This window comes from Mycobacteroides franklinii (assembly GCF_002013895.1).
GTDB lineage: Bacteria > Actinomycetota > Actinomycetes > Mycobacteriales > Mycobacteriaceae > Mycobacterium > Mycobacterium franklinii.
This window is the reverse complement of record NZ_MAFQ01000001.1, coordinates 1-25,154: the sequence shown is the minus strand read 5'-3', so window position 1 is coordinate 25,154 and position 25,154 is coordinate 1. Positions and strand designations below refer to the sequence as shown.

Below are 25,154 nucleotides of genomic sequence, written 5' to 3'. Positions count from 1 at the left end.
TGTCTGGGTTGTGTTGTGGTGGTTCAGTATTCGTCGCGTTTACGTCCGCGTTCGCGGCCTGTTTGCCCTCCCCATATGCCGTGGAAGTCGCCGATCTGGTCTGCGTAGTGGCTGCATTCGGCCCGCACTGGACACGCGGCGCACACCCGTTTCGCTTCGGCGATGACCAGGCGCCGCGCCAGCTCCGATTTCGACCGTTTGATCGTGGCCTCGGACCGTGCTGGCGGCGGGAAGAAGATGTCCGGGCGGGGATGCCCTCGGCACGCGGCCTGCAGTTTCCAGGTTTCGTCCAGCTCGTCGCTGATCTCTGCGAGCCGGCGTTCGATCCGACCCTTGTTCGGGAAGACCGCGCCGGCCATCTAGGACGCCCGCCATTCGCGTTCCCACTCGACGAGAGCGATGTTTTCGACGTGGCGGCGGCGGGTGTCAGAGGGGAGTCGCCAGCCGAGGTCCAGGGCGCCCATGTGCGCGAGACCGAGTGCGTCGGCTTGGTCGTGGTTTTTGATGCGGTGTTGGTCGTCGAACCATGTGGATTGGGATTCGGATAGCACCAGTTTCTTGTGTTCGCCGGGTTTCATGCCGTTGGGTGCGCGGCCGGTAATGAATTTGCCTCGGGTGACTGGGTTTACGACAGTGACGGGGATTTGTTTCGCGTCGAGGATCGAGAACAGCGCCCACCAGAGGCCGTCGCGGTCGAACTTGCTGGGCAGGTTCGATGCCCATGCGGGGCCTTCGATGACGGCGCGGACGATGGGCGTTGCGCCGTGGATTTCGCCGACTATGGCGTTGATTTCGCGTGCTTCGGTGATGATGCGTCGGCTGCGGCGCCACCATGGAACACCTTCGCGTAGGGAGTATCCGACGTGCGTGATCATTCCGGGTCGGGCGATGCTGTCGGGGTTTTGGCGCACGATCGCGGCCACGCCTGCCCGTGTGAGCGACGGATCTAGGCCAAGTACGGCTTCGGGGCCGGTCATAGCTGCATTTCCTTGCGTGGCATGGCTAGTCGTTTCACCGCGACGGCGAGCATGAATGCGACGTCTTCAGGTGCTTGGGTTTCGGCGCTGATAGCGAGTAGGCCGATTGGGCATAGTGGGTCGCCGTCGTGGTCGGCTAGGTGCGCCTGGAATTCGGCGATGAACTGGTCGAGTACCTTGTCGGCGGCGGCGACGAGCTGGTCTGCGGTGGCCGCAATGGCGGGCGGTATGTGGCTCATGCGTGGGGATCCTGGATGATCCGGAGAGCACTGGCGCGGGGCCGGGGTGCTGCCATGGGTGCACGCAGCGCCGGGTGCTGACCGAATGCGTTGTGTTCCAGCCGGTTTACTCGCGTCAGAAGCTCGTCGATGTTGGCCATACCGCGCGCGACGGTCATTGCGGCGGACTGGTTTCGGCTGGTGAATATTTCGGCGCCGCGCGGCGATTTCACCACGAAACGCGTGTGATCAGCCGCCCATTGGTCGGGGTCGGGTTTCGGTTTGATGCGGACTTCCCAGCGTCCGGTGACGTTGGTGGCTTGTGCAGGTGTGGTGGTTTTCATGCGGTGTTCTCCAATCGGGGGTGGGTGCAGCGGATCAGGGTGTCGGGGTCTTCGGGGTCGGCGATGAAGCCGTTGGGGTCGCAGTTGGGGCACGCGCGGATGGCGTCGAGGCGTGCGGCGCGTTGGTTGGCTGCGGCTTGGAGTTGTCGGGCGTCCCAGGCGTTTGCGTTGCGCCGCGCGTTAGCGCAGGCGCCGCAGGGCAGTTCGGTTCCGCCGGGGTGTTGGGGGCAGTGCTCAGCCGGGCGGCTGCCTACCGGACTATCCCCACTAGAAGTAACTACTAAGGGGTGGGGTGGGGTGGGACCACGGGACTCCCCTGGGGACATGTTTTCGCCGGGCTCTGCGCTGTCCCCGTCGCTGTCCCTTGGGGACATTTGGTCATCTATGCCGGTCACGAAGTTTCGGCCGCGACGTCTTTGGTTCCGTTTCTTCTCCGCTTCGCGTTTGCGCCGCGCGTCATTTTCGGCCTTAGTTTGCTGCCATTTTGCCCAATTTCTGACCAAAATTCCGTCACTTTCTGGGCAGCACAGCGGAGCATCGAGAGGTCCGGGGGCCGTCAGGGCGGCGACGACAGACCGCGGTACGAGAAGGGATTTCAGCTTCGCGTGGGGGATGTAGCCGTCGGTTTCTTCCTTTGCTGACCACGACCCGGCCAGCACCCATGCGCCGGCCGCGGCGATGCGCATGGGGACGCGCACGGGGGTTGTGGGCAGGTTCATGATGGGCTTGGAATCGCTGAACCCGTCATCGACGAAGAACCACGGCACTACTCGGACACCTCCCCCGTCTGTGCGGTGTTGGCGTGGGCCAGGAACTCGGCGAGCTCGGCGTCGTATTTGTCGATCAGGCGCCGCACTTCCTTCGTGCTGTTGTGCTCTCTGCCGAGCTGGCGGACAGCTGACTCGACGCCCCCGAGCGCCAATGCGGCCTTGCCGATACGCCCCAGGATGTCGGGGTCGACCTTGCGCTCAGGTGACCAGACGTTGTCGCTCCAGTCGATTGGCGCGCCGATGGCGTCCTCGATGAGCTTGAGCCGCTTCGCTGATTCCCCGGTTTCAGGCATCGTCTTCACGCGCAGCTCGACCGCCTCTGCTACGTCTTTCTCATATTTCCGGCGCCGGGCTTGGTCGCGCGACTCAACCGCTGCGGCAACCTCGTTGGCGCGCAGGGTGTCTATGCGGGCCATGACGGACCGGATAGCGTCCCATGACGGGGTGTGGTCGGGCTTGACGGTTGCGGGTGTGTGGACTGTCATGCGGGTGCGGCTTGGGCCCGGCGACATGAGACCCCATCCGGGCGGTAGTTCACCGGGTTTCACGATCGCAGGGGCGTTTACGACGAGGTACCACGCGTGGCATTGGTCGGCCCACTGGTCAGCCTTGCCGGGCTTGTTCAGTTCGTTCAGCCAGTCCGCGCGGGTGATTTTCAACTCATGGCCCACCAGTATCCGGCCACTCGAGGTGGTGAACCCGACATAGATGGCGTCGGCGCGCGCACTCGCGCCCCAGGATCCGTTACCGCCGACCTCTGGCACGAACACACCGCCCGGTAGGTCTAGGCCGGGTTTGATGTAGTGGCGGCGCAGCAGCGCCAACAGCTCATCCGTCGTTGTGACGCTAGGCATTCGGTTTCGCCTCGATCAGACGCCCGATCAGCCATTCCTGGTCTCCGCACCAGCCATCCGTGAAGTGAGCCGGGTGCAGCTCCCAGCGGAACACCCCGTTGCTCGCCGCGGTGTTCAGTTGTAGGCCGTCGTTGTCGCGGGTGATCGTCATCCGGACGCCGCTCCAATCCATCCCGCCGGCAGATTCGATCTGAGAAGCGGTTTCGCGCGCGATGAAGGTCGCGCGTGGAATGTTCCGCAGCTCGACGGTCCCGTCGTCCAGGTAGTGGAATGTCGGAAGGTCGGGTCTACCGAATTTGGAGGTGAATTCGTCTCCCTCGATGCGTATCTCGATGCTGTCTTGTTCAGGCATGTTCGTTCGCTTTCTTCACGTTGCATTTGTGTCCGGTGGACGGAATCGGTTCCCAGCAGCCGTCGACCTTGCAGATCGGCGAGCACGACAGATGACGGTCACCCTGGCCGCATGTGACCGGATCGCCGCACACGGTGCAGCGAGGGAACTGACGCCGCCTATAACTCATGGCTGGGCTTCGATGTATGCGATGACTGCCAGGATCGCGGCGGCGAGCTGGAGCGCCTTATCTGTGCTACGGAATGTGATTGGGCTGCCAGAAAACTCACTGATGACCACGTCATTCCCTGCTGCTGTCACGAATCCGCCGACACCCGCGGCGAACCATCCCAGCCCGTTTTGAGTCGGCTTGGGCAGCTCGACGACGGCGTAGCCGCGTGATACCAGTAGCTTCGCCGCCGCGTAGAGCGGGTCTTGACCGGGGCGGGTGACTTCGGGGGCTTCGCCTAATGGTTCTGTGCCGTCATCTGTTTCGTTCACTGGCGTGCCTTTCATGAGCCGCTGGCCTCCCCGGTTCCTGGCCAGAGCGTTGGATAGATGGCGCTGGTGGCTTCCCAGCAGTCACGGCATTCGCGGGCGATGAACCGGGCACGGAAGTCCTGGCCACACCGCTGGCACTGGAACGTGAACCACGGGCGCGGCGGAGTGCCCTGTCTATGTGCGTGGGTTTGGCCATAACACGGAACAGGCAGCGCGGTCATGCCGACCTCCTGCCGATGGTTGACAACGGCGCCAACGGTATATACCGTGGTATATACCAATTGAGGCGATGGGAGTCGAAATGACCCAGACCACCGACACTTTCCGTAAGTACGGCGAACGGTCCGAATACCTGGTAGTCGATACACGGCTTGTTACCTACTGCCAGGTGCTCGGTCGTAACGTGCCGAACGACGTGACCCGCATTGCCCGCCTGTCCCGCGAAACCGCGCGGGAACTCGGAACCGCGCTCATTGGATGGACGGCCAGTCCGCTCACCTCCGCGAACCACACGTTTGAATCCGATCGCAACGCGCCGCTGCCCGACGGTGCGACCGGATGCTGGCCTGTCAACGTCGACATCGAGGATGGAACGAACGCCGTGAACGTCGGCGGTATCGGAACCAACCTCACCCAGGAGCAAGCGCAGGACGTCGGACAGCGCCTCATCGCGTGGGCTGGTGTGCAGGTGCCCGCCGATGCCTAGGGATCCGCAACGTATCTTCCGATGCGACAATGAATTATGGAAGGCCGCCCAAGACAAGGCAGCTGCCGAAGAACGCCCACTATCTGAGGTGATTCGCGAACTGCTGTCCAGGTGGGTCACGCGGCCACCTCGCAAACGCTGAGCAGCCAGTACAGCGCCGCTACGGCCTGCTGGGGCACGACCCCGTTGCCGATGATGCGCAGCATGGCGCTGCGTGAAATCGGCACGCCGGTAACCCATCCGAGCGGCCACCCCTGCATCCACTCCGAGAACTGCGCGGCCAGGCGCGGATTGCCCCTCGTGCCGGTCTCGGTGGGCGATGGCGCCTCTCGTGTGATGGCTTCCCAACGGCGGATCGCGGGCTCGTACTTGCCCCACTGGGGCGTGCCATCGAGCAGCGCGTAGTCAACCAGCTGACGCGTATGACCCACACGCTTGTCGAGCGATTGGCCGCCACCCGAGGCGTCGCACGCCGACGGCGTGGGCAACAGGGAGAGCGTACGAAACACAGTGGTGATCAGGTCATCGCCACCAGAACCCTCGCGACCTACGCGCGCATAGTCGGGCCCGCGGGCGCCATCGCATGCCGCTGGGGTCGGCAGTAGAGCAAGTGCCGCGTAAAGGTCGTTGCCGCCCTCGCGGTTGGGGTCGGCGGGCCCCTTGTGATCCCGTGCGGCGGGCGTGGGAAGCAACTCACCCCCCGCGTACGCCCTCGCGATGCCCGGCAACAACAGCTCGTCGCTGCGCTCACCAGAGCGGGTCAGGTGGCCACCCGTGCCGTCAGCGACCGACGGGGTAGGCAGTAGTTCCGTGATCGAGTCGAGGCTCGGGCGCACGGATGCCCCCGGACTCGGCGACCGATTACTCGGATAGCGGCTAGCCGTCGGCGTGGGGAGAAGGCCTACAGGTCCAGATGCGCTCCAAGCGCTTCCGGCAGACTGCCGTTCCCATCCTCCACATGCTTGCGGGACGCCGGCGCCACCATCGACCCGTGAGCGTCCATCGCCCGCGGCGTGGGCAGTAATGAAGATCCGCTTGCGTCGGTGTGGGGCCCCGACTTCGGCAGCTGATACAAGACCCCATTGCGCGTCATACCCGAGGGCGGAAAGCGTTCCAACAACCGTTCCGATGGCTCGCTGAACAAGTCGTCGGTGCAGGGACTTGAATCGAGCCACCGCCCGCTTGCGGAGTCGAGACGCGCGAGCGGCCTCAAACTGCTTTCGGGTCCGGTACTGGCCATGCCACCATCCTCTGCTCTTGGCACGCTCGATCTTGCTGTCGATCAACGCGCATATCCGGTTCCAGCGCGACCGTTCATCGTCCGCTGCAATGACTTCCGGGGGCCACGGCTCGCCGTCTGCAGTGAGCAGCCCCTCCACGTTCTCGATCACGACCAGCTCGGGGCGCAGGACTTCGATCGCACGGGCCATCTCTGCCCACAGTCCCGATCGAGTCCCGTCTGCCAGGCCGGCGCGGCGGCCAGCAGCGGACACGTCCTGGCACGGGAACCCGCCGCACAACACCTCTATCGGGGCGACCTCGGCGACGTACAGCCAGTCAACAAGCGTGATGTCGCCGAAGTTCGGCACGTCCGGCCAGTGGGCGGCAAGTACTTTCGACGCGTCAGGGTCGGCTTCGCAATGCCAGACCGTGCGGCCACCGGTGACGTGCTCGACGGCTAGGTCCAGACCGCCAGCACCGGAGAAGAGGGAACCGATTCGGGGCGTGGTCATTCGCCACCGCCGAGCTTTTCGGCCCACTGCACCGCAACCGCGGCGACCTGCACCAGTTCCTCGATTAGCACTCGGCGCGCGGTTTGTTCGTAGCCCGCAACGTCTATGGCGTCTTCGAGGAGTGTCGCCGCCTCGATGGCTTCGGCTAGTTCCTCGATGAGGATGTCAGCCCACGTGACGTGCCCGCACCTTGCGCGAGAGTCGGTACGCATCTTGGCTTCCGCGGCGGTCGGCACGCAATAGAACCGTGCAGCCGTCGTGGGGCTGTAACCCCACATGTCTGGGTTGATGTTCTGGTGGTTCTGTTCGCCCCATTTGTCTTGTTGCCGTTGGCGTTCGGCGGCGACGAGCTGCAGGACGGTTTCGGTGTTCATCATCGGCGGGCGCCCCGGTTCCAGAATGGTGTGCGTGCGCGCAATATGCCGGTGAATGGTTCACCGCAGCCGGCGGCACCCCAGTCGCTGTGCGGGATGAACCGTTCGACATCGAGGGTGCTAGTCACGCCGTGCTGGTTCATGATGAATCGGCCTGCGGGGCACCAGAATCCCCAGTCGCGGGTGCGTGGTCCGGTGATGACGATGGTCCAGCAGCAGTCCTCGCGTTCCAGCAGCGACATCGGGTCGTTGGACTTGGGTAGCTCGACGCGGTGGCGGGTTTTCGCTGCCCGGTACGCCATGGACAGCCAGTGCCGTTTGATGCGCTTGCCGTCTTCGCGGTGCTCGTAGTAGTGGCCGGCGAGCACGAATGACCAGAACCACCACGGGTGGTCGTGTAGGGCGCGGTCGTCGTCGGACCGGATGAACTGGTGCAGGTAGATGTTCAGCCGCTTGTTGCGCGGGATCAGGTACCAGCGCAGCATGTACGGGTCGTCTTCGCCGCCGATCGCAATGTGATGCTGGCCGCGGATCAGCTTGCCGAACCACTGGCGCAAGGTCAGGTCGGGTGTTTCGGTCATTGGGGTGTTACCTCATCGGTGAGGGGTTGGACACTGGCGGGGGGTTGAATATCGGGGTCGCGGCCACCGAAGTAGCGCAGCCGCAACCCGTCTGGCGCATCTGGTGCCAGCGGTTCGCCTTCGACCACAGTGCGGTCCGTGTCCGGGTCGTACGTGACGGATACGACCCGGACCGGACGGCCTTCGAAGGTTTCGCCGAACTGCTGGCCGATCGTGAACTCGTCGGTGCGGTCGCCGACGAACTTGGCGCACCTCACGCGCCGCTCCCCAGTTCGACCACGACCAACGGTTCGGCCGCGGGCTGCGGCGGTAATTCATCGGGCAGCGCCGCAGCCGGTAGCGGTGTCAGGGCGAACATCTCGCCGTGTTCACGCGCCAAATTGCTGAGCCATTGCAGGATTTCGGTGTCGACGGCGAGCGTCCCGAACGCGGGTGTCTTGCCGGGGTCTATTGCCTCGGCAAGCGCCGGATACTGCTCGCGCACTACGGTCCTGCACGCTTCGAACGCTGGCGCCATCTCGGACACGAGCGGCACATAGCCGAGCATGTAGCCGAGCACGTCGTACACCTGGGATAGCAGGCAGAAGATGCGGTCGGGGTTCCCGACGGCGAGGGTGACGACGACACCGATGGGGAACTCGCGCGGCTCGACGCTGGTCATGAGATCCACCAGCCCGGCGAGTCGAGCATCGTGACGGCTCCGATGAACGCCGAGGCCACCATGAACAGCAAGAAGGCTGCAGCGTTCCCGGCTGCCGCCTTGTGGCGACGCCGCATGCGCCGTACCTTGCTGCGGCGCTGCAGGCGGCGTGCTCGTTTCGAATCCCGGTTCCGCAGGCGGCGGCGCCGCACCTCGTCGACCGGCACGTCGCCGAGGTACACGGTTTTGTTCTGCAGCGCGCCCAGGATCGCCAGTTCGTAAGCGTTCGGTTCACGCACGGGTTCTGTGTCCGAGTGGTAGTGCGTGGCGGGCTCGTCGTCGGCAGGTGGTGCGACGTCGTCCTCGGGGGTGGCGTCGCTGTCGGCGTTGTGGCAGCGACGTTTACCGGTGGATCGGTGCTGCCACGCCTGGTCCGTGTGGTTCCACTCGACGGCTAGCCCGCACACGGTGCACGGCGGCAACGGCGCCCCGTCTTCGTCCTCGATCAGTTCATTCAGCACGTCCGGGCTGATGTCGAGTTCGATGTCGTGTAGATAGTCGCGGATCTTGTCGACGCCGTGCAGCTGCTCGGCTTGGCGGTGCCGCTGGTATTCGGTCATCCGTGAGGGCTGCCGGACCGCGCGTGCGGCCCGGCGCCGAGCACGGCTCGGATTACCCCTCATCGCTGAACTCCGGGCCCGTCTCGGCGGCGGCGGGAGCGGCGTCGCCGGTGGCTTCGGCGGACGGAACAGCGTTGCCGTCGACGACGTCGATCATGGATCCCTGGTTTTCGTCAGGGTTGGCCGGCGCCTTGCCGCCGTGCTTCCAGGCTGTGACGAGTTTGCAGCGCCGGTAGGCGGTTTCGTCGCTGTCGGGGGTTTCCTTGTCGACGCCCTTGGACACGACGCGTAGCCGCACAACGATGTCGATGTTGTCGCACAGCGCGGGCGGCTCGTCCATGACGAGCAGGACGTTTGGTCCTAGTCGTAGTTCCGCGCCGCCGTCCTCGTTCGGGATGTCGTCGAGGGCGTTGGTGGACTTCAAATCCTTGGGTTTGGTTGTGGCTCCCATGGCGGTGTTATCTCCTTGCGGTGGTGGTGGTTTCCGGCCCGGTTGAGCCGGATGCGGCCGAAACATCGGCCGGGTCTGCGGTGGGGTCAGTGACCGTCACGATGACGTCACCTGCGGCATCGGGCTTCGAAATCCAGACCGACGCATCGGGGCTGTACCCGAGCTGAACTGCGTTGCTAGATACCACCTGTAAGTCGCGGAGTTTGAGGCCTCCGCAGGCGGTGAACTTTCCGGTGCGCGACATCAGCTCTGGTCACTCTCGAGGCCGAGTTCGCCTTGCTCCCCATCGACGTCGGCGGCGGGCGCGGTGTCTTCTGCCGAGTCCGGTTCCTTTGCGTCCCAGGCGCACAGGATGTCGCCGAGGCTGTCGGACAGCAGGTCGTCGGAGTCCTTCTGCCAGTCGTTCAGCGTCTTGACGATGTCGCGGAGCTGCGCATCGGTCATCTCGTCGCGGTGCTCGGGCATCTTGTCGGCGCCGGTCAGTACCGCGATGACGATGCGTTGTTCTTCGGGTTCGGTTGTCTTGCCGGCGGCGAACAGCTGAAACATGCGGTTCAGCCACTTCTGCCGCGCCGACGCGGACATAGGCTTGTCGTCGTCCGCGGCAGAGGCGGGTTGTTCGGGTGCCGCGGATGCTGCGGCAGCGCGCTCACGCAATGCGCTGGCGCCCTTCGCGCGCTGCGGTGGGGTTTTGCGTTCCTCGACAACTTCGCCGTCGATCACGGTCGGCTGTGCCGCGTCCTCCAAGATGAGCCCGCCGAGCTGGTCAGGGAATGCCATCTGAATTGCGTTGGCCTCCGCGCACTTCCGGAGCTGATTGCGTGGCATTTTCTGCCACATCGAATTGGGTCCGCGGTCGTTGCCCGTTCCCGACTCTTGGACGAACTCGTCATAATGCGCGACGAACGTGTTCGGTTTGCCATCTCGGAATACAACAAACTTCGCGGCGGTCGGCGCCTTCTTTTCGGGCCAGACCTCCCGCCATTCACCGTCGTCGCCGCACCATAGAGGCTCACTGGATTCGTACTCGACGCCGAGTGCTGTGGCGATTTCCCTTGCCCGTCGGCGGAATCCGAGAATGCTGACCTGAGTCGTGTACTTGGTGACCCAACGAACCACCTTCCGCTGTCCATCACCACTGGGGTTCGGTTCATAGCTGGCCACCTGTGTATTCCGGCCGATCATGTAGATCTCTTTCGCGAAGGGATCCAGACCCGACCGCTGGCAGATGTGGTGGAACAACTGCATTTCGCCTTCGCTGGCGTCCTCCAGCCCCAGCATGCGGCGGACAGCGAGATTGAATTCGGCGAAATCCTCGGGCACAGCGCCTGGCTGCGGCTGAGCGACGGCGATCTCGCCGGCACGTTGCGCTGTTGGGTCGGGCCAGATATCGGCGGTCTCGGTGGTAGCGGTTTTCGTAGTGGTTTCAGTCATGAGGGGTTGTCTCCGTTCAGGAATCGGATTTGTTCGGGGGTGACACCTTTGGCCGCATAGAGCGCGACCGAGTTCTTGCCGGATTTCTGGCGGTGCGCGATCTTGACGCCGCCGAATTCGGCGCGCTTGTCGCGTTCCATCCGTTTCATCAGCATGTTTTTCGCGCCCTGATAGTTCTCTTCAGCGCGGTCGAATTCCTGCCTGGCCGTGACGAATTGCAGAGCCTCTGCAGCATCCAGGACCGTGGTGGCATCCGCGTTGATTTCGGGGTTCATCTCGCGAATGCAGCTGTAGGTGTGCACCGTGTTATCGAGGTCCGGCACGTTATCGGACTGCATTAGGCCCCAGAACTTCTGCGCTTCGTCGAGGATCCACGCCGCCGTGCTCGGGTCGAACTCGATTTCGTAGATCCGCTCGTTGTAGTACGGGCCCACGACCAGCAGGTGACCGGGAAGGTCCGTCCAGCCGGTGAACAACATTTGCGTCATCACCTGGGCGGCATAGTCTTCCGGGCAATCACCGGTCAGGTCGTCGCCGAACAGTTCCAGATCGTTGAAGTGTCGGGCCGACTTGAACTCGACGACTCGCCGCGACCGTCCCCGGACGCCGCGCCGGTCTACGGTGGCCACACACGGGAATCCGAATTTGTCGGGGTCGATGTGCACCTGCACTTCGCCTTCGGATAGCCGCCATCCGGTGTTTCGGCGACGCCACCGGTTCGCCGCATACGCTTCCAGGTCATGACCGATGTCGAAGATCTCTTTGGGCGGTTCCGGATCGACGAGTCCCTTCATTCGGTGCCACAGCCGGTACGCCGACTCATATCGGGAAACCCCCAGGACTGCAGCGACTTTCGATGGTGTGATGACCTTCGACCACTCCGGTGAACCTGGTTGCAGAAACTCGGGATCGCGTTTGGTGTAAATCCCGGTGATACCGGTGGTGGGATTCGCGGTCATAGCGGCATCACCTTCAACATGTCGGCGACACACCCGAATTTGGATATGCATTCACACGCCTGCTGCGGCATGGCGCCAACCAGATCCGCGACGTCGACGTTGAGCGCCGGGGCGGTCATGACGCTTTCCTTTTCCGCGCGTTGGGCTTACGTCTCGTCGTGTGCGCATGCTCCAATAGCTGCGCGGTCAACCGAAGCTCGAAGACACTCCACGAGAAATGCACGTCTTCGCCGTACGCCTGGCTGATCTCGGCGAGTAGCGCTGCAGCACGCCACATCTTGTCCGCGGTATCCGGTGGTGGAGGTGGACGGCGGGCCATTCAGATCACCTCCCCAGCGCTCGGGCATGCTTCGGTCGCGTCGTCGGCATGAACCCACTTACGCGATCCGAGCCCGTAATAGATCTGGCGCCCGCATTGGCACTGTTTCGAACGTTCGGCCGGCTCATTGGGTTGGCGACGGCGGGACGTTCCACCGCCGTCGCCTGATCCGGTCACAGCCCCAGCGCTGCTACCGGCTGCCTTGATCGCGTCCCGAATCTCACCGAGCACCGCCAGCAGTTCTGTTTCGAACGGTGTCAACGGCTTCGAGGTGAGCCGATCCCGTGCTTCCTTCGCCGCGATCTCAGCGGCACGCACATCGGCCGGGTTGGGTCCGAATCCCATCAGCGGGCCCCCTTGCCCACCATGGGCGGCACCGGGCAGCGGCCGAAGATCTCGGCGACCCGGTTATGCACCTGCATCCGCCACGGGCCTGCGTTCCACACGCCTTGGGTGGTCACAGGTTTCGCGAGCACCTGATATCCGCAACCCCGCGGGCAATCCAACGTTTCCGGCTTCGCCTCACGCGGGCACGCCACCGGCGCGGTCTCGACGGCGCTCATCGTCCGGTCCCAAACCGGAACGCGCCGGCGAGCATCCTCAATGCGGTCTCGGCTTGCCTTCGGCTGCCAACGACGATGCTGTCAACACCGGCGTCATGCCGTACCTGTTTGACTTCCCATGTTCGTCCAGCGGGCGACGGCCATGACCACGCCACGCTGTTCAAGCCCACGTGCGCAGTCAGTTCCACCCATGGCCGCGTGTTGCTCTCGGCGATCCTGATGTCCACACAATCGCGGTGCTGTCTTACCAACCGGCTGATAACTTCGAGCGTTCCTGTGATCTCAGCTCCGCAGCCGCATAGCTTCGTTTTGGTCCGGGGATCGGCTACCGCGGTGCTCATCAGGCGACCCGAGTTGGTGCGACGACAGCGGGTGTGTGGTCGGGGGTTTGGCTGTTCGCCGATTCCACGAACCGGTTCCACAACGCGACATGCCGAGGGCAGTAAGCCTCGATCGACAACTTGATGACCCGGCCAGCGGACTCATAGGAAAGGCCGTCGTTGTGGATCAGCTGCCCGACAACCGCGATCCCGCCGAACGTCGGGGTGCTGTCCAGCAGCGCGCACACGGTCTGCGCGGTCTTGCCCGTGTAATCGATGACCGGATCGGCGTGAGCGGGCGCCGGGCTGACCAGCGCAGCCACGGCAGCACCGACACCTGCGGCAATCAGTAGACGGGTATGGCGAACGGAACTACGGTGTTGCATGCCGACTCCTCGGTTGAAGGGTTGGTGGTTAGGACCCCTGACGGCGGGCGAGTACTTTGGCGAGTGGCGAACCCGCTGTCAGGGGCATATTCAGTTGTGTTTCAGCACTGTTTAGGTGCGACAGGTTTCGACATAGGCGCGCATTTCGTCGGCGTCCCAACGCAACTCACCGCCGATACGGAACGGCCGCGGCCCGTCATAGGTCTTGCCGCGGTGCCACCTCCGGAGCGTCTCCTCGGTTTTCCCGACGAGGCCGGCTGCGACCTTCGTCGATACGAGATTCCGCGGCCTAGCAGGAAGAACGTCAGCAGGCGGCGAAGGAGCAATCGTGAGCGTCATACGGAATCCCGCTTGGTGCCAAATTCACTGATTCGCCTCTGCACCATCAGGACTCACCGCCTGGCAGCGCCCGTAATACGGGGAGAATACTGAGTTGGTACTGGTTAGCCTGCGAGTCCCCCAGCTTCTGCATGGTCGGGACGAGGGCAGTCACCAGCTCTGGCAGCGCATACGGAAGTAGGTGCCACGCGGTGCCGGTGAACCAGAACTTGTTGCGGTGCGCACGCTTTGGCTCGGTCGAGCTTTCTTTGAGCCAGCCAGCCTCACGAAGTCCACGGGCGAGCTGTCGGGGAGAGTAGTCGAGACCGTAGCGCTGACGCACCAGTGCGGACACTTCGCCCCAGCTCCAAGCACTGCCCGAGATGCCAAACTCTCGGGCGCGGCCATCGCGCATCATCTGTGGAATGACCTCGTGAAATACCCAGCGCTGGAAGCGATAGACGCCTTCGCGGACCTTGACGTCCTTTATGCGGTTTACGTCACGCTGGCCGATCGCCCGGTAGAAGCCAGGTTCGGTGAGAAACCAAACCCCCTGGTCAGACCGAGGGCGCGCGGGCGCGCCCTGGCTGACCAGGGGGTTTGCATCGGCGAATTCGTCAATCTCTGCGATGCAGATCGGCTGAGAGTCACGGTCTACAACGAGCACTTTCTCGTCGGCATCGAGGTACCGGACCATGTCGGACGCCTTTCGGAATCCGAGTTGGCGGGCGACGACCATGCCGTTGATGCGGAAGCTGTCGCCTTCCGGGATCACAGGGAGCTCAAACTCCCCGTTGGTGAAGAGCTGCGGCGTGCTCATGCTGGCACGTCCTCAGCCCGGTGTGGCGTCACGCGCGGCGCGTAGGTCGTGCTGATCGCACCTGTGGGGAGGCTGTAAGCGTGCTCCAACCCGGCGATGAGTTGCGCGCTCACGCCACGATGGCCCCGTTCAATAGCGCTAAGTGCGCCTCGGGACGGGCGGCTGCCAGTGACCTCTGCGACAAGATCACAGACCTCGTCGAGAGTAAATCCAGACACGCGCCGCAGGACTCCGAGCGACACATGCGGTGGAACTTTCGGATTTCTCCGCCTGGTGTAGCGGAGAACTTTGGTTTCCTTCGGCATGGCCCCGAAACTACACCGAATGAGACGGATGGCAAGCATCCGACACGAAACTTTTCCCAAAGTGGCAAACCGTCTCTAAACAGGTGTCTAGCAGGCCGTTAGACCCAAACGTTTACTTTCCCAAGTCCGGCCCCCCTGGTGAGATTCGGCCCGTTTCGGCACAAAGTTTGCCGAAACTTCTGTCACAATCGGTAGATGGCACCAAAAAATAGCGACCGGTTCGCAATGGTTGTCCGTGAGACGATGTCGCGTCTTGGACTCACCCAGGCAAGCGTCACCGAACGCGGCGGACCAAGCGACACAACCTTGCGGAAAATTCTCGACAACGAGCCCGTCGGAATATCGCCGACAACACTCAAGAAGATTGACGACGCATTCGGATGGGATCCAGGGAGTGCTGCCGCCACGCTTGCCGGCGGCACTCCCACTGTTTCAGGAATCATCCGCGGCCGATCCGGTCGGCCGATCCAGTCATTCCAAGCGATCGAGGGCGCCGAGCAGGAGGAACTTGAACTACTTCGCCTGGCCACAATCGTCATAGACGCACGCGACCTGGTCCGATCACAGTCAGGACCGCTCATGACAGCGTTAGCTGCCGTTCTAGACGAGGCGACTGAGCTTGTCACGCGACAAGTGGCACGCTCTAGATCTGACGATCTCGAAGACGCGCAATGGTTTATCAGCGAGGCGCGCGCAGCCAACACCATTCGCCGCAAGGGTGATACCTACGTGCTCGAAAAACACGAAAGTGCCCCCCGCCGAAGTGCCGCCTTCCCGGAATCGAATCGCGACGCCCATGTGATCAAAAAACGGGACGCTGGTTCCAGTTTGAGGGACACTGGGCCGTACAGAGACCTCACAGGTTTCGCCACTGAACAAGTGGCAGCGAGCCGGGACGACGATGTCCCGGATTTCAGTGAGAGGGGGATCTTCGATGGTGGCCATCCCGGAGCCAAATGAGCAAGGGTTCTTGGACCCGAGCACCGAGCCCTACCCGGCCACGCTCAATGATCTCCACGACCGTTTCGTAGCCGGGGCTCCAGAACACAAGAGCGAACGCCAGCGCCTGTTCGACGCGTTAGAACTACACTTAAACCTGTTGGCCGAGGTAGGCGGCGCCGGCAAGGTGTGGGTAGATGGCGGCTTCATCACATACAAAACCGCCGCTCCACGCGATGTAGATCTTGTCTATCTCTGCAGGGACGAGGCTCACATGGGAGCAATGCTGAGAAATGAACGAATCCATTCTCTGTTGACCCTGAAAAGTGTTGTGATCGGGAAACCGGCGCTCGGGGCATTAGCTCGGATGCAACCTGTCGGTGGGCTAGTGGATGCTTTCCTCACAGTGCCGGAAGGCCAGATGTACTGGGCAGGCATGTGGGCACGGGTCAAAGGGCCCGACGGTCGGCCTGTGCCGGGCGTGAGGAAGGGCTTCGTGGAGGTGACGGTATGAGTGTTGAGCCGTACAACGAGGATCTCAGGGAACTGGAATTCCTCAAGCAGAGGGCGCTCGAATACCGGCCGAGCGACCCTCTTGTCGAAAACTATCATCGGGCGTCGATTGAAATTGCTTGGGATGCCCTCGTTCCGGCGCCTGAGCCTCAGGCCACTGATCTGCTTCGCGTAGAGGTCCGCGGCGTGGAGACACTCAGCAACCACATGGCCAGCAAAGTTTCTGCCGCTGTACAGAATGCCGTCGTCAGGATGGACCGCTCGCTCAAGAACCCCAGGTCCGTGAATTCGGTTATTCGCCCGGAAGACCGCCTCAGAACGGAGGTGGTCCAGGATGGCGCGCAAGGCAATGTGATGTTCTTCCGCGTACCATCACCAGTGACAAGCACCTCGGCGCCGGGGCTGGACCTCGGCCTGATACCTGGTCGGGCGAGCACGGCACTTCGCGAGCTGATAACCATCCTGCCCGAAAACGCGGCCGATTTGCGGTCGTTCGTGGAGGAGATTGATCAGGCGGCACCGCTGAAACGTGTTGCTGTGCAAAATATTTCAGAAGCCGCCAAACTCTCGGAGCAGGGAATATCGCTTGATTTGATTACCAGCGGCGGAAGCATACGTTCAGTCTTGGACCGTGACAGCGCCGAAGCGCTTGACGATTTCCTGAAAGACCGCGAGACAATCGAAGACACGACAACAGTTTCCGGACTGCTCGACGGATTCCGGGGTACCCGACGCGTGTTTTACCTAATTACCAACAGCGGCAAAGAAATAGCCGGATCCGTCGAACCGGACATGCTCCCGAGGGTGCGTCATCTCGCAGGCAGAATGGTGACCGCGCAGCTTTCAACCACCCAATGGCGATCCCATACCGGCCGTCTGGGGCCAAAAGCCTACGGCCTCATCTCCATCGATCTCGAAGCCGAAACACCCCAACTATTCGAAGAATGACATCATGTCGCGAGGTAGACCACCACGCCCGATCGGGGTGCCCGGCAGAGTCAAGCTGACCGAGCTACGCCCCGGGGTATGGAAAGCACGCGTGCGAGTGCGGGATGTCACCGGTGAACGCCGAGAGATCAAACGCGTCAGCCCTGAGAAACGCGATTCACGAGGCCGGTCGATCCCGGATAGGGAGGGCGTGCGGGCCCACGATGCGGTGCTCGCGGCCGTCGCCGAGATTACGCAGTCGGAACTCGATGTGAACCTGTCCCCCGGTACGACGATCAGGACGTTGTGGTTTGACCACTATCGCCCGCACCTAGTCGAACAAGGGCGCGCGCAGGCAACGATTGACCGCTATGACCTCGAAGCCGCGGGTTTCGACTCGGCGTTTGGGCAACGGCGACTGTCCGAAACCGGAACGAAAGTAATCGAGAACTACCTGACTGCCGTGGGTAATACCCGCGGTCCTAGTTGCGCGAAGTCGTCACGCACGGTGCTGTCTGGCATGTACAACTACGCCATCCGGGTCAGCGACGGCGCGATCAAAGTGAACCCGGTGCGCGAGGTCAAGCTGACCAAGAAAAAGGGCGCCAGCAAGTCTGCTGGCGCCCGACACCTCACCGTCGACGAGGTCCGTCAGATTCTGATGGATGTTCGCACTTCCACGCTGCCCTGTCCGATCATCCTGTCGAGGGCTGAGCGCGCGAAGAACCGGCGGCGATACGCGCCGCCAACCGTGGCCGAGTTCTGCGAACGCGTCGATCTCGTCGACTGGATCATCATGCTCATCGCAACCGCACACCGCCGCGCACAGTCGCTTGCTGTCCGCTGGCCCGACATGGACCTCGACGCCGGCGTACTGCGGCCCGCCAAGAAACTAGACCGGATACCAGGCGGGGGTCTAGCGCTGGCGGACGTCGACGGCGACCCGAAAGCGGGCGAGAACGAAATCGCGCTGCCGCAGTTCGCCGTCGAGGCATTCAAGATTCGCAAGAAGCGGATCGCTGAGCGCAAGCTGATCCACCCAGATCCGATCGACCCGGCGTTCGAGGATCTGGTTTTCCCGAGCGCGAACTGGACGCCGCGCGATCCGCAGAACGTCGGCGCTGATTGGCGGCGCGTCCGGTCGGCGCTGAGTTTGCACGACAAGATCTCCGCCCACAGTTTCCGGAAGGCCGTAGCGACAATCCTGGACGACGCCGGGTTGTCTGCAACGGTTGCTGCGGACGTACTCGGGCACTCGGATCCGTCCATGACTCAGCGGGTGTATTTCGCGCGCAGGCGGACCCATCCGGCCGCCGCTGAGGCCGTCCACCAGGCCATAAGCGGATAGCACCCGCGACGAATTAGTGGTGCTTTAGTGGTACCTAGGGCGGTTTTCACCGCCCCTTGGTGGGGTTAGCAGGTCGTTGACCTGCCTTTTTGTGGAGCTAGGGAGAATCGAACTCCCGACCTTCTCGATGCGAACGAGACGCGCTACCAACTGCGCTATAGCCCCAAGACGCTAAGACCTTACCAGCCGTCCCCGCGTCTGACCGAATCGCGGGATGGGCCGCAAAGGCGAAGAGCGTCCGCTCCGGCCTACTGGCCGACGGCGTGCGGAATACGGTACTGCCGCGGCTCGTCGTAGTAATCCAGATGTTCGAAAACCGGGTCCTCGTCATCGATTTCGAGGACGGCCGCGCCGGGGCGGCGCAGACGCTGCGGCACCACATCCAGCTCACGGTCCGTGACGTTCTCCACACCGACCACACGTGCGCGCTGGTAACGCGCGGCGCGACGACGGCGCAGCTGCTCTTCGATACGAGTCTGACGTCGCAGGTAGCCCAGATAGAGCACGGCCATCACACCGAGCGCGCCGCAGGCCCACCACGCGGTGCTGGTCGCGGTCGCGGACACCACACCGGCGAGAACCATCGCACCGACCAGACCCATCAGCACCCGCTTGCGGAAAGCGAACTTGCGCGCGTTCTCCTTGGCCATGACATCGGGATCAAAGCGGCGGCGGCGCGACGAGCTGTACACCGGCGGCGCCTGATGACGTTCCCGCGAAGGTTCGGCGGCGATGGCCAGGCCCGAGGTGTCGTCGACGTACTCGTACGTGCCGGAATCGGTTTCGGCGACAGGCGCACTGGGCGCCTCTTCCAGATCCTCAAGCTCATCGGACAACGCGGCCTCGCCGGCCGGCAGCGCAGTCGCGTCTTCGTCGATGACATCAACATCGACGGGCTCGTCGACCACAACCTTCTGGGGACGAACCTTGCGCACGGCCATGGCCTTCACGGCCTGGGCGGCGTCCTTGTCTTCTTCGGTGGGCGCACTCGCGATCACACCGGTCGAATCTTCTTCTTCCTCGTCCTCAAGCTCATCGACGTCTTCGCGACGGAAGTCCGGGTCGCTGCGGTGACCGGCGGCGGGCCCGGTGCGCCGCAGCAGCTTGGCGGCTTTCCCGTTCAGGACGCGCGTCGCCAGTGCGACATCACTCGTGCGTTTGACCACGTCACGCTTGTTGATCAGCATCGGCACCAGGACGAACAGCCACAGCACGACTAGTCCGATCCACAACACCGATTGGGGGATGCTCGGCATCTCGGCCAGCTCCTTTCTGCGCGCTCTTCGTGCCTCTACGTCTAAGCCTCAGGTCAAGGCTAGGTCGGCGATCTGCGCACGTTACGAGGCGCGCCGATACCAATTACACACCTGTAATTCTACAGGGGCAAGCATCACAGGCCCCAATAGTCACATCAGTCTCAGTAATATCTGGCGGGCAGACGCTTAGTGAGGCGAAAACCCAGGACCCGCGCGCACTTGGCGTCTGCTCGCAGGGACGGCGGAAGGATCACACCCAGCTGGCGTTGCCGGAGCGCACCAGCGTCGCGGCAACCGATCCCCGCACCTCTTCGACGGTCATCGCCACCAACAAATGGTCACGCCAGGCACCGTCGACATCGAGGTAACGCCTGAGCAGCCCCTCTTCACGAAAGCCGACCTTGGACAGCACCGCCCGGCTGGCACCGTTCTCCGGCCGCACCGTCGCCTCCACCCGATGCAAGGTCACGGGCCCAAAACAGTGATCGAGCCCCAGCGCGAGCGCCGCGGTTGCCACCCCCTGCCGGGTCACGGTGCTGACCACCCAATACCCGATCCAGGCCGAACGCAGCGCACCGTGCGCGATATTGCCGATCGTCAGTTGCCCGACGAAGTTTCCGTTCAGCTCGATGGCGCACGGAATCATCCGCCCCTTACGCGCCTCGGCCCGCAGGCCCGAGCACAGCGCCGGCCACGACGACACACCGTGGCGTGCCATCCAGTCGACCTCCGAGGACGGCTCCCACGGCTGCAGATGTGACTGGTCGGCCAGCCGCGCACGGCTCCACGCCATCCCGTCACGCAGTCGGATGGGTCGCACCGACACCACCCCGGCGGGCACACGTAGCTTCCCGAGCAGCATTGGCCAGCCCGGATGCGCACTCTCCTGACGCCAGACGCTCATGCGGGCTCCTGGTCTTCGCGCGGGGACCTCATCCTCGCTGCGCCAGGAACGCGACCTCGACGATCTCCCCCATGCGGACCTGTTCCACCTCGGCGGGCACGATCACGAGGCAATTCGCCTCCGCAAGCGTCGCGAGCAGGTGCGATGACGACCCGGCCGCACTACCCAATATCTGCACCAGATACTCGCCGTTGTCCTGATCGCGCATCAACTGCCCACGCAGAAACCCCTTACGGCCCGCAATGGAAGTAATAGGAGACACGGTGCGTGCCTGCACGATTCGGCGTTGCGCGTGCCGGCGTCCGAGCGCCAGCCGAATCAGCGGCCGCACCATCACCTCGAAGACCACCAGGGCTCCGACCGGATTCGCGGGCAACAGGAAAGTGGGCACCGCATCGCGGCCCAACTGACCGAAGCCCTGCACAGAGCCCGGATGCATGGCGATACGACCGACTTCCATATCGCCCAGCGCCGAGAGCGCCTCACGAATACCTTCCGCGGCGGCGCCGCCGACCGCACCCGAGATGACGACGACCTCGGCTCGATTCAGCTGCCCCTCAACTACCTCGCGGAACGCGGCGGGCTCCGGGCTGACGATGCCCACGCGGTTCACATCGGCGCCGGCATCGCGGGCCGCGGCCGCCAGCGCGTAGGAATTCACGTCGTAGACCTGGCCGTTCCCCGGTGTGCGGTCGACATCGACAAGCTCGCCGCCGACACTGATCACCGACAGCCGGGGCCTCGGATGCACCAGCACCCGGTCACGTCCGACCGCGGCCAGCAGTCCGACCTGGGCCGCGCCAATGATGGTGCCCGCCCGCACGGCGACATCACCCGGTTGTACGTCATCGCCGGTGCGCCGGACGTAGTCACCCGAACGCACCGCGCGTAGCACCTTGACCCGCGACTCTCCGCCCTCGGACCAGCGCAAAGGCAGCACGGCATCGGCCAGCGTCGGCATGGGAGCACCGGTCTGCACGCGCACCGCCTGGCGCGGCTGCAGCCGGGTAGGCGTGCGCTCCCCCACCCGAACCGTGCCGACGACCGGCAGCTCAACCGTTCCGATCTCTCCAGTGGACTCCGCTATGTCGTCCGCGTCATCAGGGCTGCCGCCCTCGCCCGGACTAATCACGCGCACCACACCACCGGCGGCCTGCACATCGACACTGCGCACGGCATATCCATCGATGGCGGCCTGGTCGAATCCCGGCAGCGGCCGGACCGTCACCACTTCCTCGGCGCACAACAAACCCTGGGCTTCGGCGATCGCCACCCGAACCGGGCGCGGCGCCACCGCAGCCGCCGTCACTTTGGCCTGCTGCTCCTCGACCGAACGCACTGGTGCCTTTCTTACTCCGACTCCGGCAGCACGGTCGATTCCCGGCCAAGCCGCTCGACCAGCCACTCGCGCAAGCCCGGACCGTAATCGTCGCGGTCCAACGCAAAGTCAACAGCAGCCTTGAGATAGCCGCCGGGATTTCCCAGGTCGTGTCGGGATCCGCGATGCACCACAACATGCACCGGATGCCCCTCGTCGATCAATAACGCGATGGCATCGGTGAGCTGCAACTCGCCGCCGGCACCCCGCGGGATGCGCTTGAGCGCGTCGAAAATCGCTCGATCCAGCAGGTAACGCCCGGCCGCGGCGTAATTCGACGGCGCTTCCTCGGTCTTGGGCTTCTCAACCATCCCCTTGACGCGCAACACATTCGGGTTGGCGGCATCGGGAACAATCTCGACATCAAAGGCACCGTAGGCGCTGATCTCACTGGGCCGGACCTCGATGGCACACAACACCGAACCACCGCGCTTGGCCCGCACCTTGGCCATGGTCTCCAGCACTCCGCGGGGCCACACCAGGTCGTCGGGAAGCAGCACCGCGATGGCGTCCTCGTCGTCGTCGAGAACCGACTCGACACAACCGACGGCATGTCCCAGCCCCAACGGCTCGGCCTGCACCACCGATTGCACCTTGATCAGTGCGGGCGCCCGCCGGACCTTCTCCAGCATGGCGTGCTTGCCGCGCGCTTCCAGCGTGCCCTCGAGCACCAGGTCCTCGACAAAATGCGCGACGACCCCGTCCTTACCTTCGGAGGTGACGATCACCAGGCGTTCGGCGCCGGCTTCGGCAGCCTCCTCGGCCACCAACTCGATTCCCGGGGTGTCAACCACCGGGAGTAGCTCTTTGGGCACGGTCTTGGTGGCCGGCAGGAACCGGGTGCCCAAGCCAGCCGCGGGGACCACGGCAGTGCGCGGGATGGACACGTCAGGGGCCGTCATAGCCACTCACCCTAACCACTGACCCCGGAATTTCGCTGGCAAGGCGGTACCGTCACGGTATCGGCCATCCTCAAAGCACCCCAGAGAACATTAAGGACGCGCTGCGGCAACAGATTGTGCAGGCACGACGGGCCCTATCGCCTGCCGAGCGCGAAAAACAGAACGACGCGCTCGCCGCGCATGTCGTGACGGCGTCCGCGGGCCTCGCGGTGATCGCCGCGTATCTGCCGGTGGGATCCGAACCCGGGTCGGTGCGAATGCTCGACACCCTGGTCGGCCGCGGTGTGCAGGTATTGCTCCCGGTCGCCCGCAATGACGAGGAGGGCACCCCTACGGCGCTGGCGTGGGGTCGATACCGCCCGGGCGAGCTGGTGGACGCACCATTTGGTCTGCGCGAGCCCGCTGCACCGGAGTTCGGTGCGGCCGCGCTCGCCGACGCCGAACTGATCTTGGTGCCGGCGCTGGCGGTGGATAGGCGGGGTAATCGCTTGGGGCGCGGCGCCGGGTTCTACGACCGCTCGCTGCGGTTCGCCGCGCCGGCGACGGCCCTGATCACGCCGCTGTTCGTCGGGGAGATTCTTGACGAGATTCCGGCAGGACCACACGATGTGCCGGTGACGCATGCGCTCACCGCCGACGGATTGGTCACACTCGGCGGCGGGACGTGGCGGACCTAGCACTCCAAGCGGTAGAGTGCTAGTGGCGTTTCATGGCTTGCCAGTTCCGGAGGACCCCCATGCCTACCTATTCCTATGCGTGTGCCGACTGCGGCGACAAGTTCGACATCGTGCAGTCGTTCACTGACGATGCCCTGACCGTGTGCCAAAAGTGCTCGGGCAAGCTACGGAAGCTGTTCAACTCGGTGGGCATCGTGTTCAAGGGCAGCGGCTTCTACCGCACCGACAGCCGCTCGGGCAGTGTGGACGCCGCCGCCAAGAGCGATTCCGGCACCAAGAGCGATTCCAAGTCCTCGACGTCGGAGTCTTCCGGGTCTTCGAGCTCTTCATCGAGCAGCTCGTCCTCGACCACGTCGAGCTCTTCCAGCTCCACTGCTACCGCCTCCGCCGCCGCTGGCTGACGAGTTATCCACAGCGACAATTTCTCCACTGACGCCGGGATGCACCTCCCCCTAGCGTGAGGGCATGGCCCGATCTGCGATGAGGCGCTCGCGCGAAGAGCATCGAGCGCAGTTGGATCCGACTGCGCTACAGCGCATATCGACGGCATTTCGTCCCGGCTGGGCCCGGACAACGTTGGCCCGCAGAATCGCGGCAGCGATTCTGGTTCTCTTCGCGGCGGTACTGGCATTTCGCCCCGACCCGGCCAATGATCGCGCCGACGTGGTGGTTGCCGCGCACGACCTGCCACCCGGAACAATTCTGACCGATGACGATGTACGGGTTGAAAAGCGTTCCGCAACAATCCTTCCCGACGGCGTAAGCACCAATTCCGGCGCCATCATCGGCGCGACACTGGCCGGGCCGGTTCGTCGCGGGGAGATGCTGACCGACTTACGAGTGTTGGGCCCGAGGTTGGCCGAATCCGCAGCCGGCAAGGACGCCCGCATCGTGCCGGTGCCACTGGCCGATGCCGCCACCGTCGACATGATCCGCACCGGCGATGTGGTCGACATCCTCACCGTGGCCGATCACGGACCTGGCGCCAGTGAGTCTCCTCCCGAGCCCACGGTGTTGGCCACCGATGCGGTAGTTGTGCTGGTGTCGCCAAAACCCGTCACCAAAGGCGTTGGGACCGAAAGGGTGGTAATGGTCGCATTGCCGCCGCAGCAGGCAAATCGCGTCGCCGCAATCGCGTTAGTACAGGCGATAACGCTGACCTTCCGTTAGGGTCAGATCATGTTCAAGGGATTCAGAGATTTTCTGCTGCGTGGCAACGTTATTGACCTTGCGGTCGCGGTGGTCATCGGTGCGGCATTCACCGCGCTGGTCACCAAGTTCAGCGACGCCATCATTCAGCCGCTGATCAATCGGATTGGCACGGGCCCGAATTCGGATCACCCCGCGCTTAAGGTCAGCATCGGTGGCGGACAGTATTTGGACTTCAATGTCCTGGTCACCGCAACCATCAACTTCATCCTGATCGCGGCGGTCGTCTACTTCTTAGTTGTCCTGCCGTACAACACGATCAAGGAACGTCTGGCCAAGTCGGGCGAAGAGCCTGCTGCCCAAACCGAGGCGGAACTGCTCGTCGAGATTCGCGACCTGCTCGCCGAGCAGAAGAAGGCGTCCTAGCGCCTTCTTCTGCCGGCTTGGCGGCTACTTCATGTCCCAGGTCTCGCCGTAGGTGGTGACGCTGTCACCCGCGGAACTGATCAGCCGCGCATAGGGGCGAAGGAGAACACCACCTGCGGCGCCGGTCACGGTGCCGTGCGCATTGCTCACGGCCACAGCGCCCTTGGGTCCCGAGATTGCCACCGAGAAGGTGGCCACTTCTTGGATGCCC

At 63.7% G+C, this 25,154-nt stretch carries 39 protein-coding genes and 1 tRNA gene; 9 read left to right on the top strand and 31 right to left on the bottom strand.

Going from position 1 to position 25,154, the window contains the following annotated elements; all coding sequences use genetic code 11:
• Positions 1–23: 23 nt before the first annotated feature.
• The 8 genes from B4393_RS00210 to B4393_RS27400 all read right to left on the bottom strand — a co-directional run bounded on the left by B4393_RS00210 (position 24) and on the right by B4393_RS27400 (position 3,995).
• Entirely contained in the window at positions 24–359 is a 336-nt protein-coding gene (locus B4393_RS00210; RefSeq protein ID WP_078332469.1) for a WhiB family transcriptional regulator, read from the bottom strand.
• Positions 360–977: a hypothetical protein gene (locus B4393_RS00205; RefSeq protein ID WP_078332468.1), complete on the bottom strand. Its 618-nt coding sequence runs from the start codon at positions 975–977 to the stop codon at positions 360–362.
• Positions 974–1,216 (bottom strand): hypothetical protein, encoded by a 243-nt coding sequence (locus B4393_RS00200; protein ID WP_078332467.1) that lies wholly within the window; start codon positions 1,214–1,216, stop codon positions 974–976. The genes B4393_RS00205 and B4393_RS00200 overlap by 4 nt, the downstream gene beginning before the upstream one ends.
• Positions 1,213–1,539, bottom strand: a complete 327-nt coding sequence (locus tag B4393_RS00195) for a hypothetical protein (RefSeq protein ID WP_074347579.1) — start codon at positions 1,537–1,539, stop codon at positions 1,213–1,215. Before B4393_RS00195 ends, B4393_RS00200 begins: the two co-directional genes overlap by 4 nt.
• Entirely contained in the window at positions 1,536–2,306 is a 771-nt protein-coding gene (locus tag B4393_RS00190) for a hypothetical protein (RefSeq protein WP_078332466.1), read from the bottom strand. Before B4393_RS00190 ends, B4393_RS00195 begins: the two co-directional genes overlap by 4 nt.
• Positions 2,306–3,163 (bottom strand): hypothetical protein, encoded by an 858-nt coding sequence (locus B4393_RS00185; protein WP_078332465.1) that lies wholly within the window; start codon positions 3,161–3,163, stop codon positions 2,306–2,308. Before B4393_RS00185 ends, B4393_RS00190 begins: the two co-directional genes overlap by 1 nt.
• Complete coding sequence (locus tag B4393_RS00180; RefSeq protein WP_078332464.1) at positions 3,156–3,515, bottom strand: hypothetical protein; 360 nt, start codon at positions 3,513–3,515, stop codon at positions 3,156–3,158. The genes B4393_RS00185 and B4393_RS00180 overlap by 8 nt, the downstream gene beginning before the upstream one ends.
• A 165-nt stretch (positions 3,516–3,680) precedes the next feature.
• The gene (locus tag B4393_RS27400) at positions 3,681–3,995 is read right to left on the bottom strand and encodes a hypothetical protein (RefSeq protein WP_157901261.1); all 315 of its coding nucleotides are present in this window, start codon (positions 3,993–3,995) and stop codon (positions 3,681–3,683) included.
• A 301-nt stretch (positions 3,996–4,296) separates the two neighbouring features.
• Here B4393_RS27400 and B4393_RS00170 point away from each other — a divergent pair, with 301 nt between their 5' ends.
• Positions 4,297–4,701, top strand: coding sequence for a hypothetical protein (locus B4393_RS00170; protein WP_133052538.1), 405 nt, complete (start codon positions 4,297–4,299; stop codon positions 4,699–4,701).
• Between the two features lie 116 nt (positions 4,702–4,817).
• Here the strand turns inward: B4393_RS00170 and B4393_RS00165 are convergent, their stop codons facing one another.
• The 17 genes from B4393_RS00165 to B4393_RS00080 form a co-directional block, all read right to left on the bottom strand.
• Positions 4,818–6,434 carry a DNA cytosine methyltransferase gene (locus B4393_RS00165; protein WP_236743077.1) on the bottom strand — a complete coding sequence of 539 codons (1,617 nt, stop codon included), beginning with the start codon at positions 6,432–6,434 and terminating at the stop codon, positions 4,818–4,820.
• Entirely contained in the window at positions 6,431–6,811 is a 381-nt protein-coding gene (locus tag B4393_RS00155) for a hypothetical protein (RefSeq protein WP_078332462.1), read from the bottom strand. Before B4393_RS00155 ends, B4393_RS00165 begins: the two co-directional genes overlap by 4 nt.
• Positions 6,808–7,389 (bottom strand): hypothetical protein, encoded by a 582-nt coding sequence (locus B4393_RS00150; protein ID WP_078332461.1) that lies wholly within the window; start codon positions 7,387–7,389, stop codon positions 6,808–6,810. The genes B4393_RS00155 and B4393_RS00150 overlap by 4 nt, the downstream gene beginning before the upstream one ends.
• The gene (locus B4393_RS00145) at positions 7,386–7,646 is read right to left on the bottom strand and encodes a hypothetical protein (protein ID WP_078332460.1); all 261 of its coding nucleotides are present in this window, start codon (positions 7,644–7,646) and stop codon (positions 7,386–7,388) included. Before B4393_RS00145 ends, B4393_RS00150 begins: the two co-directional genes overlap by 4 nt.
• Positions 7,643–8,050: a DUF7736 domain-containing protein gene (locus tag B4393_RS00140; RefSeq protein WP_236743076.1), complete on the bottom strand. Its 408-nt coding sequence runs from the start codon at positions 8,048–8,050 to the stop codon at positions 7,643–7,645. Before B4393_RS00140 ends, B4393_RS00145 begins: the two co-directional genes overlap by 4 nt.
• Complete coding sequence (locus tag B4393_RS00135; protein WP_236743075.1) at positions 8,047–8,712, bottom strand: hypothetical protein; 666 nt, start codon at positions 8,710–8,712, stop codon at positions 8,047–8,049. Before B4393_RS00135 ends, B4393_RS00140 begins: the two co-directional genes overlap by 4 nt.
• Entirely contained in the window at positions 8,702–9,100 is a 399-nt protein-coding gene (locus tag B4393_RS00130) for a hypothetical protein (protein WP_078332457.1), read from the bottom strand. Before B4393_RS00130 ends, B4393_RS00135 begins: the two co-directional genes overlap by 11 nt.
• A 7-nt stretch (positions 9,101–9,107) precedes the next feature.
• The gene (locus tag B4393_RS00125; RefSeq protein ID WP_078332456.1) at positions 9,108–9,344 is read right to left on the bottom strand and encodes a hypothetical protein; all 237 of its coding nucleotides are present in this window, start codon (positions 9,342–9,344) and stop codon (positions 9,108–9,110) included.
• The gene (locus tag B4393_RS00120) at positions 9,344–10,534 is read right to left on the bottom strand and encodes a recombinase RecT (RefSeq protein ID WP_078332455.1); all 1,191 of its coding nucleotides are present in this window, start codon (positions 10,532–10,534) and stop codon (positions 9,344–9,346) included. The genes B4393_RS00125 and B4393_RS00120 overlap by 1 nt, the downstream gene beginning before the upstream one ends.
• On the bottom strand, positions 10,531–11,493 hold the full coding sequence (locus B4393_RS00115) for a YqaJ viral recombinase family protein (RefSeq protein WP_078332454.1): 963 nt from the start codon (positions 11,491–11,493) through the stop codon (positions 10,531–10,533). Before B4393_RS00115 ends, B4393_RS00120 begins: the two co-directional genes overlap by 4 nt.
• A complete protein-coding gene (locus B4393_RS28265; RefSeq protein ID WP_269087560.1) occupies positions 11,490–11,612 on the bottom strand; it encodes a hypothetical protein in 123 nt (40 codons plus the stop codon). Before B4393_RS28265 ends, B4393_RS00115 begins: the two co-directional genes overlap by 4 nt.
• A complete protein-coding gene (locus tag B4393_RS00110) occupies positions 11,609–11,812 on the bottom strand; it encodes a hypothetical protein (RefSeq protein ID WP_078332453.1) in 204 nt (67 codons plus the stop codon). Before B4393_RS00110 ends, B4393_RS28265 begins: the two co-directional genes overlap by 4 nt.
• Entirely contained in the window at positions 11,813–12,157 is a 345-nt protein-coding gene (locus tag B4393_RS00105) for a hypothetical protein (RefSeq protein ID WP_078332452.1), read from the bottom strand.
• Complete coding sequence (locus B4393_RS00100; protein ID WP_078332451.1) at positions 12,157–12,375, bottom strand: hypothetical protein; 219 nt, start codon at positions 12,373–12,375, stop codon at positions 12,157–12,159. The genes B4393_RS00105 and B4393_RS00100 overlap by 1 nt, the downstream gene beginning before the upstream one ends.
• Positions 12,376–12,715: 340 nt before the next feature.
• Positions 12,716–13,081: a DUF732 domain-containing protein gene (locus B4393_RS00090; protein WP_236743074.1), complete on the bottom strand. Its 366-nt coding sequence runs from the start codon at positions 13,079–13,081 to the stop codon at positions 12,716–12,718.
• Between the two features lie 111 nt (positions 13,082–13,192).
• Positions 13,193–13,420: a hypothetical protein gene (locus B4393_RS00085; protein WP_078332448.1), complete on the bottom strand. Its 228-nt coding sequence runs from the start codon at positions 13,418–13,420 to the stop codon at positions 13,193–13,195.
• A 46-nt stretch (positions 13,421–13,466) separates the two neighbouring features.
• Positions 13,467–14,219 (bottom strand): BRO-N domain-containing protein, encoded by a 753-nt coding sequence (locus B4393_RS00080; RefSeq protein ID WP_078332447.1) that lies wholly within the window; start codon positions 14,217–14,219, stop codon positions 13,467–13,469.
• Positions 14,220–14,719: 500 nt separating this feature from the next.
• Between B4393_RS00080 and B4393_RS00070 the strand changes: the two genes are divergently transcribed.
• From B4393_RS00070 to B4393_RS00055, 4 genes are read left to right on the top strand one after another with little or no spacing between them, the layout of a single operon-like run.
• Positions 14,720–15,484, top strand: a complete 765-nt coding sequence (locus B4393_RS00070; protein ID WP_133052537.1) for a helix-turn-helix domain-containing protein — start codon at positions 14,720–14,722, stop codon at positions 15,482–15,484.
• Positions 15,459–15,977, top strand: a complete 519-nt coding sequence (locus B4393_RS00065; protein ID WP_133052536.1) for a DUF6932 family protein — start codon at positions 15,459–15,461, stop codon at positions 15,975–15,977. Before B4393_RS00070 ends, B4393_RS00065 begins: the two co-directional genes overlap by 26 nt.
• Positions 15,974–16,924: a hypothetical protein gene (locus tag B4393_RS00060; RefSeq protein ID WP_078332443.1), complete on the top strand. Its 951-nt coding sequence runs from the start codon at positions 15,974–15,976 to the stop codon at positions 16,922–16,924. Before B4393_RS00065 ends, B4393_RS00060 begins: the two co-directional genes overlap by 4 nt.
• Positions 16,925–16,961: 37 nt before the next feature.
• Positions 16,962–18,251, top strand: coding sequence for a site-specific integrase (locus B4393_RS00055; RefSeq protein ID WP_078332442.1), 1,290 nt, complete (start codon positions 16,962–16,964; stop codon positions 18,249–18,251).
• 92 nt (positions 18,252–18,343) lie between these two features.
• On the opposite strand, the gene B4393_RS00050 is transcribed toward B4393_RS00055, so the two are convergent.
• The 5 genes from B4393_RS00050 to B4393_RS00030 all read right to left on the bottom strand — a co-directional run bounded on the left by B4393_RS00050 (position 18,344) and on the right by B4393_RS00030 (position 22,691).
• Positions 18,344–18,416, bottom strand: a tRNA-Ala gene (locus tag B4393_RS00050).
• A gap of 83 nt (positions 18,417–18,499) precedes the next feature.
• On the bottom strand, positions 18,500–19,507 hold the full coding sequence (gene sepX, locus B4393_RS00045; protein WP_078332441.1) for a divisome protein SepX/GlpR: 1,008 nt from the start codon (positions 19,505–19,507) through the stop codon (positions 18,500–18,502).
• Between the two features lie 250 nt (positions 19,508–19,757).
• Positions 19,758–20,411 (bottom strand): GNAT family N-acetyltransferase, encoded by a 654-nt coding sequence (locus B4393_RS00040; RefSeq protein ID WP_078332440.1) that lies wholly within the window; start codon positions 20,409–20,411, stop codon positions 19,758–19,760.
• Between the two features lie 28 nt (positions 20,412–20,439).
• The gene (glp, locus tag B4393_RS00035) at positions 20,440–21,750 is read right to left on the bottom strand and encodes a molybdotransferase-like divisome protein Glp (RefSeq protein ID WP_078332439.1); all 1,311 of its coding nucleotides are present in this window, start codon (positions 21,748–21,750) and stop codon (positions 20,440–20,442) included.
• Between the two features lie 11 nt (positions 21,751–21,761).
• Entirely contained in the window at positions 21,762–22,691 is a 930-nt protein-coding gene (locus B4393_RS00030) for a UTP--glucose-1-phosphate uridylyltransferase (RefSeq protein ID WP_070936389.1), read from the bottom strand.
• Between the two features lie 89 nt (positions 22,692–22,780).
• Here B4393_RS00030 and B4393_RS00025 point away from each other — a divergent pair, with 89 nt between their 5' ends.
• The 4 genes from B4393_RS00025 to mscL all read left to right on the top strand — a co-directional run bounded on the left by B4393_RS00025 (position 22,781) and on the right by mscL (position 24,943).
• Positions 22,781–23,368, top strand: coding sequence for a 5-formyltetrahydrofolate cyclo-ligase (locus B4393_RS00025; protein WP_078332438.1), 588 nt, complete (start codon positions 22,781–22,783; stop codon positions 23,366–23,368).
• A gap of 59 nt (positions 23,369–23,427) precedes the next feature.
• The gene (locus B4393_RS00020; RefSeq protein ID WP_078332437.1) at positions 23,428–23,769 is read left to right on the top strand and encodes an FmdB family zinc ribbon protein; all 342 of its coding nucleotides are present in this window, start codon (positions 23,428–23,430) and stop codon (positions 23,767–23,769) included.
• A gap of 64 nt (positions 23,770–23,833) precedes the next feature.
• Positions 23,834–24,538: an SAF domain-containing protein gene (locus B4393_RS00015; RefSeq protein WP_236743072.1), complete on the top strand. Its 705-nt coding sequence runs from the start codon at positions 23,834–23,836 to the stop codon at positions 24,536–24,538.
• Positions 24,539–24,547: 9 nt separating this feature from the next.
• Positions 24,548–24,943: a large-conductance mechanosensitive channel protein MscL gene (gene mscL / locus B4393_RS00010; RefSeq protein ID WP_070936396.1), complete on the top strand. Its 396-nt coding sequence runs from the start codon at positions 24,548–24,550 to the stop codon at positions 24,941–24,943.
• A gap of 24 nt (positions 24,944–24,967) precedes the next feature.
• Here mscL and B4393_RS00005 read toward each other — a convergent pair.
• Positions 24,968–25,154 (bottom strand): MspA family porin (locus B4393_RS00005; RefSeq protein ID WP_208863575.1); only part of this gene is annotated, 187 nt, incomplete at its 5' end.

Excerpts from the sequence above, each read along its gene's own strand:
- B4393_RS00195 (WP_074347579.1), bottom strand. The coding sequence starts at position 1,539 with ATGAAAACCACCACACCTGCACAAGCCACCAACGTCACCGGACGCTGG.
- B4393_RS00120 (WP_078332455.1), bottom strand. The coding sequence starts at position 10,534 with ATGACTGAAACCACTACGAAAACCGCTACCACCGAGACCGCCGATATC.
- B4393_RS00170 (WP_133052538.1), top strand. The coding sequence starts at position 4,297 with ATGACCCAGACCACCGACACTTTCCGTAAGTACGGCGAACGGTCCGAA.
- B4393_RS28265 (WP_269087560.1), bottom strand. The coding sequence starts at position 11,612 with ATGACCGCCCCGGCGCTCAACGTCGACGTCGCGGATCTGGTTGGCGCC.
- mscL (WP_070936396.1), top strand. The coding sequence starts at position 24,548 with ATGTTCAAGGGATTCAGAGATTTTCTGCTGCGTGGCAACGTTATTGAC.
- B4393_RS00030 (WP_070936389.1), bottom strand. The coding sequence starts at position 22,691 with ATGACGGCCCCTGACGTGTCCATCCCGCGCACTGCCGTGGTCCCCGCG.
- B4393_RS00090 (WP_236743074.1), bottom strand. The coding sequence starts at position 13,081 with ATGCAACACCGTAGTTCCGTTCGCCATACCCGTCTACTGATTGCCGCA.
- B4393_RS00135 (WP_236743075.1), bottom strand. The coding sequence starts at position 8,712 with ATGAGGGGTAATCCGAGCCGTGCTCGGCGCCGGGCCGCACGCGCGGTC.
- B4393_RS00065 (WP_133052536.1), top strand. The coding sequence starts at position 15,459 with ATGGTGGCCATCCCGGAGCCAAATGAGCAAGGGTTCTTGGACCCGAGC.
- B4393_RS00080 (WP_078332447.1), bottom strand. The coding sequence starts at position 14,219 with ATGAGCACGCCGCAGCTCTTCACCAACGGGGAGTTTGAGCTCCCTGTG.
- sepX (WP_078332441.1), bottom strand. The coding sequence starts at position 19,507 with ATGCCGAGCATCCCCCAATCGGTGTTGTGGATCGGACTAGTCGTGCTG.
- B4393_RS00125 (WP_078332456.1), bottom strand. The coding sequence starts at position 9,344 with ATGTCGCGCACCGGAAAGTTCACCGCCTGCGGAGGCCTCAAACTCCGC.
- B4393_RS00150 (WP_078332461.1), bottom strand. The coding sequence starts at position 7,389 with ATGACCGAAACACCCGACCTGACCTTGCGCCAGTGGTTCGGCAAGCTG.
- B4393_RS00070 (WP_133052537.1), top strand. The coding sequence starts at position 14,720 with ATGGCACCAAAAAATAGCGACCGGTTCGCAATGGTTGTCCGTGAGACG.
- B4393_RS00180 (WP_078332464.1), bottom strand. The coding sequence starts at position 3,515 with ATGCCTGAACAAGACAGCATCGAGATACGCATCGAGGGAGACGAATTC.
- B4393_RS00210 (WP_078332469.1), bottom strand. The coding sequence starts at position 359 with ATGGCCGGCGCGGTCTTCCCGAACAAGGGTCGGATCGAACGCCGGCTC.
- B4393_RS00100 (WP_078332451.1), bottom strand. The coding sequence starts at position 12,375 with ATGAGCGCCGTCGAGACCGCGCCGGTGGCGTGCCCGCGTGAGGCGAAG.
- B4393_RS00040 (WP_078332440.1), bottom strand. The coding sequence starts at position 20,411 with ATGAGCGTCTGGCGTCAGGAGAGTGCGCATCCGGGCTGGCCAATGCTG.
- B4393_RS00060 (WP_078332443.1), top strand. The coding sequence starts at position 15,974 with ATGAGTGTTGAGCCGTACAACGAGGATCTCAGGGAACTGGAATTCCTC.
- B4393_RS00165 (WP_236743077.1), bottom strand. The coding sequence starts at position 6,434 with ATGACCACGCCCCGAATCGGTTCCCTCTTCTCCGGTGCTGGCGGTCTG.
- B4393_RS00105 (WP_078332452.1), bottom strand. The coding sequence starts at position 12,157 with ATGGGATTCGGACCCAACCCGGCCGATGTGCGTGCCGCTGAGATCGCG.
- B4393_RS00140 (WP_236743076.1), bottom strand. The coding sequence starts at position 8,050 with ATGACCAGCGTCGAGCCGCGCGAGTTCCCCATCGGTGTCGTCGTCACC.
- B4393_RS00020 (WP_078332437.1), top strand. The coding sequence starts at position 23,428 with ATGCCTACCTATTCCTATGCGTGTGCCGACTGCGGCGACAAGTTCGAC.
- B4393_RS00185 (WP_078332465.1), bottom strand. The coding sequence starts at position 3,163 with ATGCCTAGCGTCACAACGACGGATGAGCTGTTGGCGCTGCTGCGCCGC.
- B4393_RS00085 (WP_078332448.1), bottom strand. The coding sequence starts at position 13,420 with ATGACGCTCACGATTGCTCCTTCGCCGCCTGCTGACGTTCTTCCTGCT.
- B4393_RS00155 (WP_078332462.1), bottom strand. The coding sequence starts at position 6,811 with ATGATGAACACCGAAACCGTCCTGCAGCTCGTCGCCGCCGAACGCCAA.
- B4393_RS00130 (WP_078332457.1), bottom strand. The coding sequence starts at position 9,100 with ATGGGAGCCACAACCAAACCCAAGGATTTGAAGTCCACCAACGCCCTC.
- B4393_RS00115 (WP_078332454.1), bottom strand. The coding sequence starts at position 11,493 with ATGACCGCGAATCCCACCACCGGTATCACCGGGATTTACACCAAACGC.
- B4393_RS00110 (WP_078332453.1), bottom strand. The coding sequence starts at position 11,812 with ATGGCCCGCCGTCCACCTCCACCACCGGATACCGCGGACAAGATGTGG.
- B4393_RS00015 (WP_236743072.1), top strand. The coding sequence starts at position 23,834 with ATGGCCCGATCTGCGATGAGGCGCTCGCGCGAAGAGCATCGAGCGCAG.
- B4393_RS00205 (WP_078332468.1), bottom strand. The coding sequence starts at position 977 with ATGACCGGCCCCGAAGCCGTACTTGGCCTAGATCCGTCGCTCACACGG.
- B4393_RS00200 (WP_078332467.1), bottom strand. The coding sequence starts at position 1,216 with ATGAGCCACATACCGCCCGCCATTGCGGCCACCGCAGACCAGCTCGTC.